Source organism: Yersinia sp. 2542 StPb PI (assembly GCF_048593855.1).
Taxonomy (GTDB): Bacteria; Pseudomonadota; Gammaproteobacteria; order Enterobacterales; family Enterobacteriaceae; genus Yersinia; species Yersinia enterocolitica_E.
On record NZ_JAZGQA010000186.1, the window covers coordinates 1 to 8,171 of the forward strand.

Below are 8,171 nucleotides of genomic sequence, written 5' to 3' on the forward strand. Positions count from 1 at the left end.
ATGAATATCTTTTCGTTGGGGCACATTATTCATTTTATCGCTTGATAGATCTAATCACTGGTTGCTATCTTATCTATCGTCAATGGCTATCATAAAGCGGAGCACAGATGAATATTCGTGATTTAGAATACTTGGTGGCGCTGGCTGAATTCAGGCATTTCCGGCGTGCCGCCGACTCTTGCCATGTCAGCCAACCCACATTAAGTGGTCAGATTCGTAAGCTGGAAGATGAGTTGGGCGTGATGTTGCTGGAGCGCACTAGCCGTAAGGTCTTGTTTACGCAGGCTGGGCTGTTGCTAGTGGAACAAGCCAGAACTATATTGCGAGAAGTAAAGGTACTGAAAGAGATGGCCAGCTTGCAGGGCGAAAGCATGTCCGGTCCACTGCATATCGGCCTGATACCTACGGTCGGGCCTTATTTGTTGCCGCAAATCATTCCCATGTTGCATAAGGCATTCCCGAAACTGGAAATGTATCTGCATGAAGCACAAACCCAGAATCTTCTGGCTCAGTTGGACAGTGGCAAGCTGGACTGTGCCATTCTGGCACTGGTCAAAGAGACCGAAGCTTTTATCGAAGTTCCGCTATTTGATGAACCGATGAGCCTGGCTATTTATGCCGATCATCCATGGGCCGATCGTGACAGAGTGCAAATGCATGAGCTGGCGGGTGAGAAATTATTGATGTTGGAAGATGGCCACTGCCTGCGCGATCAGGCGATGGGCTTCTGTTTCCAGGCCGGTGCAGAGGAAGACACCCATTTCCGCGCCACCAGTTTGGAAACTCTGCGTAATATGGTGGCTGCGGGGAGCGGCATTACTTTGCTGCCGTCGCTGGCGGTACCGAATGAGCGCAAGCGTGATGGCGTATGCTATCTGGAGTGCTACAAGCCTGTGCCTAAACGCACTATCGCGTTGGTGTACCGCCCCGGTTCCCCACTGCGTGGCCGCTATGAGCAACTGGCCGAGGCGATACGTGAACACATGCAACTGCGTATGAATCCAGATGTTATAAAGGAAAAGCTAGAACAGGCGGTTTAAACCGTTCAGGGCTGCCACACGATAGGCTTCAGCCATCGTCGGATAGTTGAAGGTCGTATTAACGAAATATTCGATAGTATTGCCTTCTCCTTTCTGTTCCATAATCGCCTGCCCGATGTGGATAATTTCCGCTGCACGTTCGCCAAAGCAATGAATACCCAAGATCTGCTTGGTTTCTCGATGGAACAGGATTTTTAAGCTACCGGTATCCATCCCGACGATTTGCGCGCGCGCCAGATGTTTAAATTGCGCCCGGCCGACCTCGTAGGGCACTTTCATCGCGGTCAAATCTTGCTCGGTTTTCCCAACCGAACTGATTTCCGGGATAGTGTAAATACCCGTCGGAATATCCTCGATCAAATGAACGTTGGCTTCGCCTTTGATCATTGCTTGTGCCGCGATACGCCCCTGATCATAGGCCGCAGAGGCCAGACTCGGGTAACCAATCACATCACCCACCGCATACACATGTGGCAGCGCTGTCTGGTACATGCTATTGACCTTCAGCAGACCACGGCTATCGGCTTCCAGACCAATGTTTTCCAACCCTAAACCGCCGGTATTACCGGTACGACCATTGGCGTACAACAAGCAGTCTGCTTTGACCTTTTTACCTGATTTCAGATGGACAATAACCCCATCAAGGGTTCCCTCAATTTGCTCAAACTCTTCGTTGTGGCGGATAACGACACCGTTATTCCAGAAGTGGTAAGAGAGGGCATCTGACATTTCCTGATCAAGGAAGGCCAGTAGGCGGTCGCGGGTATTGATTAAATCAACTTTGACGCTCAAACCACGGAAGATTGAAGCATATTCACAACCAATAACCCCTGCGCCATAGATAATGACGTGCTGAGGTTCATGGCTGAGCTGTAAAATGGTATCGCTGTCGTAAATCCGTTCATGGCTAAAATCAACATTCGCCGGGCGGTAGGGGCGTGAACCTGTAGCAATCACAATGTTATCAGCGCGTAGTGTATCGTTGGTGCCATCGGCATAACGCACGTTGATAGTATTGGCATCAATAAAGCTGGCATCGCCTGAAAACATATGGCAGTGATTGCGATCGTAAAAACCCTGGCGCATACGTGTCTGTTGATTAATAACACGATCAGCATGGTTTAAAATATCAGCGAAAGAAGAACTGATGGTTCGGGCATTGTCGCTGTAGAGTGGATTTTGGTTGAATTCGATAATACGGCTAACGGCGTGGCGCAAAGCTTTGGAAGGGATAGTGCCCCAATGGGTACATCCACCGCCCACATTATTATACCGTTCAATTACGGCAACACGGGCACCTTGCTTGACCAACCCCATAGCGGCACCTTCACCGCCAGGACCCGAGCCAATAACAATGGCATCAAAATGGAAGTGCTGTTGCATGTAGGAGAGACCTATTCTTATACAAAATTACAACGGTACATTAACATCATCCCAACCAGATACCCAATAGATTTCAAGATGCAGCCAACACATCTGTAAATTGAAAGATGACAGGTATAAGTCAATCAACCATGGGTAAATCACCGTGATGTGTGTTGTAAAGCGGCAATTCAGTATTGGGATGATACGTTTGTATAACGGTTGTTACTATAAAGTTTGGTATATTGCTGACTATATATCTTAGATTGAGAATTTGGATATCCCTTGGGCACGATTATGGGCGTCAGAGCACAACAAAAAGAGCGGACTCGTCGTTCCCTTATCGAAGCGGCGTTCAGCCAACTGAGCGCTGAGCGGAGTTTCGCCAGCCTTAGCTTGCGGGAAGTCTCTCGCGAAGCTGGTATCGCACCGACTTCTTTCTACCGGCATTTTCGCGATGTCGACGAACTTGGCCTGACAATGGTCGATGAAAGCGGCCTGATGTTGCGCCAACTGATGCGTCAGGCACGCCAGCGGATTGCCAAGGGCGGCAGTGTTATCCGTACCTCCGTATCTACATTTATGGAATTTATCGGTAATAACCCGAATGCATTTCGCTTATTGCTGCGCGAGCGTTCCGGCACGTCCGCCGCATTTCGTGCCGCAGTGGCACGTGAAATTCAGCATTTTATTGCTGAGCTGGCAGATTACCTCGAATTGGAAAACCACATGCCACGCAGCTTCACTGAAGCTCAGGCTGAGGCCATGGTCACAATTGTCTTCAGTGCTGGTGCAGAAGTGCTGGACGTGGATATTGAACAACGGCGACAGTTAGAGGAACGCTTGGTCTTACAACTGCGGATGATCTCCAAGGGCGCTTATTATTGGTATCGTCGCGAGCAGGAAAAACTCGCCGTATCTCGCACTTAATAAGGTAAGGAAAATGATGGAACAGTCTCGCCGTGAAATCGGCACCCTGCTGCTGGCGTTGATTACTGGCCTGGCAATAAATGGTTCATTTAACACGTTATTCAGCGCGTTTGTGCCTTTTTCAGTTTTTCCGCTGCTAACGTTAATATTAGCCGTATATTGTTTGCATCAGCGCTACCTCAATTTCGCCATGCCACATGGCTTGCCAGTACTGGCCTCCGCGTGTTTCCTGCTCGGGATTTTGCTGTATAGCGCGATTGTTCGGGTTGAGCATCCGGCAATTGGTTCTAATTTCGTTCCTTCTATTCTCAGTGTCGTGTTGGTGTTCTGGATCTTGTTTAAGCTAAAAGCACGTAAGTCGGTGCAATCAGAATCTGAGCCAGATAATTCGGATAACCAGCAGCCGCAATAACTTGAAAGCGATATGTTTTAAAACGACCTATTTTAAAACGAAAAAGGGCAACATCGCGTTGCCCTTTTACTTATCTATTGCCTGTCAGCCGCGCTTTTCCAGCAATACCCCACACTCCATATGATGGGTGTAGGGGAACTGATCGAACAGTGCTAATCGGCTGATTTTATGTGTCTGTTGTAACTGTTCCAGATTGGCGCACAGCGTTTCAGGGTTACAGGAGATATAAAGGATACGCGGATAACCTTGTACCAGTTTGACTGTCTCGTTATCCAGCCCGCTGCGCGGGGGATCGACAAAAATGGTCTCGCAGTTATAACTGCTCAGATCAATACCCTTCAAACGGTTAAATTCGCGTACACCTTGCATTGCCTGGGTAAACTCTTCAGCTGACATGCGGATAATTTGCACGTTATCGATATTATTTGCCGCGATATTGTATTGTGCCGCTGCCACTGAGGGTTTAGCGATTTCTGTTGCCAACACCCGTGCAAAATTGCGTGCGAGCGCCAACGAGAAATTACCATTACCGCAATACAACTCCAATAAATCACCGCTGGCATTTTTAGTGGCATCAATCGCCCATTCCAGCATATGAATATTCACCGCTGCATTCGGTTGGGTGAAACTATTCTCCACCTGACGATAAATCATTTCACGCCCAGCAACCGGTAACACTTCATCGATATAGTCGTGATCTAGCATGATTTTAGTTTTCGATGCCCGGCCAATCAGTTGCAGATCAAAACCTTGTTCGCGTAGCTTTTCACGTAATTCCAGCGCCTTCTGCTGCCACTCTTCATCTAATTGACGGTGATACAGCAAAGAGGCGATCAATTTACCGCTTAGGGTAGATAAGTAATCAATCTGGAACAGTTTACGCCGCAAAATCGGTTCGGCCCTGATGGCCGTCATCAGCGCACTCATCAGACGATTGATCAACAAACTTGCCACCGGGAACTGTTCAACACGGATACGCTGTTTGGTCTGCTGGTCAAACATGATGTGGTACAAGTCATCTTCATCGTGCCAAACGCGAAACTCGGCTCTCATGCGGTAATGCTCTGCCGGAGAACGGAATATTTCCGCAGCAGGTGCCTGAAACGGCAACATCATCGTCTGAAGACGGGCAGATTTTTCCGCCAGTTGTTGGTCGTAACTGTCTGTCGGCAGGATGTCGGGAGTCATGTTTCTTCTCGTCTGGCCATTATAAAAGAGAGGTATTGCTGCGGATTGTAGGGAAAGTGGGAGTGATGTCCAGTTTTGTTGTGTTTATTCCCTATAACGAGGATGGAAGTCTAGACATCTATTTTACTTGATCGTAGCATTGCGGTCCGGCCTCATGCTGTTACTGAAACACCTACGAGTTAAAAGGGAATCCGGTGTAAATCCGGAGCTGACGCGCAGCGGTAAGGGGAAGTTACGGCGATAGGTTTCAACCAGACACTGTCCGCAAGGGCGGGAAGTCATCGCCAGCTCTATTTCACGGTATTAATTCATTTAAGTAATGAAGAAGACGTGACATCAGAGATCCCAAGCCCGAAGACCTGCCGGTATTACGTCGCAATATGCGTGGTCGTCGCGAACTATCGGCCATGGCACTGCGGCATCCGCCAATTGAGTTTGGATGCTTGTATTCATGACAATTAAAAAATATACGCTGATCACAGCCCTTTCTGTGACGGCATTTTCTGGATGGGCCCAGGACAGCACCACAACAGGTAATAAAGACGAAATGGTGGTTACCGCCAACCGTTTCAAACAGCCAGTTTCCACGGTATTGGCACCCACCGATGTAGTAACGCGTGATGATATCGACCGCTGGCAGGCAAAAAGCCTCAATGAAGTGATGCGCCGGCTACCTGGCGTGGATATTGCGCAAACCGGGGGGTTAGGCCAAGGCTCTTCTATGTATATTCGTGGTACCGAAGCCCGTCATGTATTAGTGCTGATCGATGGCATTCCTCTGGCGCGAACCGGTATCATCAATAGTGTCGACTTTAATCAAATACCTCTCTCTTTGGTGCAACGTGTTGAATATATTCGCGGGCCTCGCTCTGCCGTATATGGCTCTGGGGCGATTGGTGGTGTAATTAACGTGATTACACAGTCAGACCAGGAAGGTGGGCAGATTAATGCCGGGGTTGGTTCTAAAGGTTACCAGCAATATGACGGCAGCGTTCGCCAACGCTTTGGTGATACTTTAGCGACGATAGCGGGCGGCTATCAAACCACGAACGGTTTTAACATTAAACCCGACTCACCTAATCCAGTGGATAGCGATCGGGACGGTTTTCGTAATAAAAATTTTTGGGCAGGGCTAGAGCATCAGTTCAATCAAGATATATCCGGTTTCGTCAGAGGTTATGGTTACACCAACAATACTGATTACGATGTTGGCAGTATTTCTTCCCCTGCTTACAGTGGTGATGAGGAGCGATTATATAACCATACTTATGACGCAGGGCTACGTTATGCAGCGGGAGCTTTCTCCTCTCAATTAATCGGTAGCTATCAGAAATACAAAGATTATAACTACAGCAGCCAATATGGGCGTTATGGCGTGGCGACTACGCTGGACGATATGGATCAGCGTAACGTGCAATGGGGTAATACATACAGCTTTGAGAGTGCAACGCTGAGTGCTGGCGTTGACTGGCAGCAACAGCGTTTGACCTCATCGAGTACCACTATCTCTGATACATATAAGCGGGATAATACCGGTTTGTATCTTAGCGGGCAGCAGAAGATAGGTAGTGTGACGCTGGAAGCCTCGGGCCGTGAAGATAAAGATGAGCAGTTTGGCTGGCATGAGACATGGCAAACCGCCGCAGGCTGGGAATTTATCCCTGATTATCGTGCGACATTATCCTATGGAACAGGATTTTTGGCCCCGTCACTGGGTCAGCAGTATGGTTCGCAGCGCTTTGATATCATATCAAACAGTGATTTGAAACCTGAGGAGTCCCGCCAATGGGAGGCAGGCCTGGAAGGATTGACTGGCCCACTTGATTGGCGTTTGTCTGCTTATCGCTACAAAATTGAAAACCTGATCGATTACTTCTCCGACCCAAATACCTACAAAGGGCAGTATTACAATGTTGATTCGGCAACGATAAAAGGGGTTGAATGGACAGGTAGCGTCGATACCGGCATTTTCAATCACCAGATAACATTGCAATATATGGATCCGCGTAACGATAAGAATAATGAAGTTTTAGCCCGTCGTTCTAAACAGCAAGCCAAGTATCAATTAGATTGGACAATGTTCAATCTGGATATGGACGTTTCTTATCAGTACTACGGTAAACGCTATGACAATAGCACCTCAGCCTATAGCTCGACTCAACGTGAATTACCGAGTTATAGCACGGTAGATGTTTCAGCGAGTTATCCGGTTACTTCTCATCTTACAGTTCGTGGTAGAATTGCTAACCTGTTTGATAAAGATTACGAAACGGCTTATGGCTATAAAACCGCTGGACGAGAGTATTACCTCACCGGAAGCTATAACTTCTAAGGCTGATACTGCTCCTCGCCCGACAGCACTGATTTTTGACTCAGGTGTTGGCGGGCTATCTGTCTATCAAGAGATTCGGCAGTTGTTGCCGGATCTCCACTATATATATGCTTTCGACAATGTCGCTTTCCCTTATGGGGAGAAGTCCGGTGAGTTTATCGTTGAACGCGTTCTGGAAATTGTCACTGCGGTACAGCAGCGCCATCCGCTGGCAATCGTCGTCATTGCCTGTAACACCGCCAGCACAGTAGTACTTCCTGCTTTACGTGAACGCTTTGCATTCCCTGTGGTTGGGGTTGTTCCTGCTATCAAACCGGCGGTGCGATTAACCCGCAATGGTGTTGTTGGCTTATTGGCTACCCGTGGCACGGTTCATGCTTCTTATACACGGGACTTGATTGAGCGCTTTGCTACCGATTGCAAAATTGAATTGCTGGGTTCATCTGAGCTGGTGGAACTGGCAGAGTCCAAGTTGCATGGTGGTGCTGTACCTATCGAAACATTAAAGAAAATCCTCCACCCATGGTTGGCGATGCGTGAGCCACCGGACACCATTGTATTGGGGTGCACTCATTTCCCTCTATTAGTAGAAGAGTTGGCGCAAGTGTTGCCTGAAGGTACTCGCATGGTCGATTCCGGTGCCGCAATTGCTCGTCGCACTGCCTGGCTCATCTCTTCTCAAGAAAATGTAGTTTCTTCTCAGGAAGATAATATTGCTTACTGCATGGCGTTGAATGCAGATACTGACGTTTTATTGCCCGTTTTGCAGGGTTATGGCTTCCCGGTGCTGCAAAAACTGCCAATTTAAAGGCATTTTGACTAAAGATTCAGCGGTTGAAAAGTTTTTTCAAATTAGGGGTTGCAGGCTGTCAGGAACTCCCTATAATGCGCCTCCACTGACCGGGAA

7 protein-coding genes and 1 riboswitch are annotated in these 8,171 nt (G+C 48.2%); of the genes, 5 read left to right on the top strand and 2 right to left on the bottom strand.

Going from position 1 to position 8,171, the window contains the following annotated elements; all coding sequences use genetic code 11:
• Positions 1-107: 107 nt before the first annotated feature.
• Positions 108-1,040, top strand: coding sequence for a DNA-binding transcriptional regulator OxyR (oxyR, locus tag V1952_RS17745; protein ID WP_420075236.1), 933 nt, complete (start codon positions 108-110; stop codon positions 1,038-1,040).
• On the opposite strand, the gene sthA is transcribed toward oxyR, so the two are convergent.
• Positions 1,023-2,423 carry a Si-specific NAD(P)(+) transhydrogenase gene (sthA, locus tag V1952_RS17750; RefSeq protein ID WP_083161820.1) on the bottom strand — a complete coding sequence of 467 codons (1,401 nt, stop codon included), beginning with the start codon at positions 2,421-2,423 and terminating at the stop codon, positions 1,023-1,025. The genes oxyR and sthA overlap by 18 nt on opposite strands.
• Positions 2,424-2,699: 276 nt before the next feature.
• Here sthA and fabR point away from each other — a divergent pair, with 276 nt between their 5' ends.
• Complete coding sequence (gene fabR / locus V1952_RS17755; RefSeq protein WP_005192099.1) at positions 2,700-3,332, top strand: HTH-type transcriptional repressor FabR; 633 nt, start codon at positions 2,700-2,702, stop codon at positions 3,330-3,332.
• 13 nt (positions 3,333-3,345) lie between these two features.
• Complete coding sequence (locus V1952_RS17760) at positions 3,346-3,744, top strand: YijD family membrane protein (RefSeq protein ID WP_226716428.1); 399 nt, start codon at positions 3,346-3,348, stop codon at positions 3,742-3,744.
• Positions 3,745-3,828: 84 nt separating this feature from the next.
• Here V1952_RS17760 and trmA read toward each other — a convergent pair whose 3' ends face one another.
• Positions 3,829-4,932, bottom strand: coding sequence for a tRNA (uridine(54)-C5)-methyltransferase TrmA (gene trmA / locus V1952_RS17765; RefSeq protein WP_372560103.1), 1,104 nt, complete (start codon positions 4,930-4,932; stop codon positions 3,829-3,831).
• Between the two features lie 130 nt (positions 4,933-5,062).
• Positions 5,063-5,314: riboswitch (cobalamin riboswitch) on the top strand.
• Between the two features lie 69 nt (positions 5,315-5,383).
• Between trmA and btuB the strand changes: the two genes are divergently transcribed.
• Both btuB and murI read left to right on the top strand, forming a co-directional pair.
• Positions 5,384-7,264: a TonB-dependent vitamin B12 receptor BtuB gene (gene btuB / locus V1952_RS17770; protein ID WP_372560102.1), complete on the top strand. Its 1,881-nt coding sequence runs from the start codon at positions 5,384-5,386 to the stop codon at positions 7,262-7,264.
• Positions 7,209-8,072, top strand: coding sequence for a glutamate racemase (murI, locus tag V1952_RS17775; RefSeq protein WP_083161826.1), 864 nt, complete (start codon positions 7,209-7,211; stop codon positions 8,070-8,072). Before btuB ends, murI begins: the two co-directional genes overlap by 56 nt.
• Positions 8,073-8,171: the final 99 nt, after the last annotated feature.

Bases quoted from the DNA above. Each gene is read 5' to 3' on its own strand.
- oxyR (WP_420075236.1), top strand. From the start codon at position 108: ATGAATATTCGTGATTTAGAATACTTGGTGGCGCTGGCTGAATTCAGG.
- sthA (WP_083161820.1), bottom strand. From the start codon at position 2,423: ATGCAACAGCACTTCCATTTTGATGCCATTGTTATTGGCTCGGGTCCT.
- fabR (WP_005192099.1), top strand. From the start codon at position 2,700: ATGGGCGTCAGAGCACAACAAAAAGAGCGGACTCGTCGTTCCCTTATC.
- V1952_RS17760 (WP_226716428.1), top strand. From the start codon at position 3,346: ATGATGGAACAGTCTCGCCGTGAAATCGGCACCCTGCTGCTGGCGTTG.
- trmA (WP_372560103.1), bottom strand. From the start codon at position 4,932: ATGACTCCCGACATCCTGCCGACAGACAGTTACGACCAACAACTGGCG.
- btuB (WP_372560102.1), top strand. From the start codon at position 5,384: ATGACAATTAAAAAATATACGCTGATCACAGCCCTTTCTGTGACGGCA.
- murI (WP_083161826.1), top strand. From the start codon at position 7,209: ATGGCTATAAAACCGCTGGACGAGAGTATTACCTCACCGGAAGCTATA.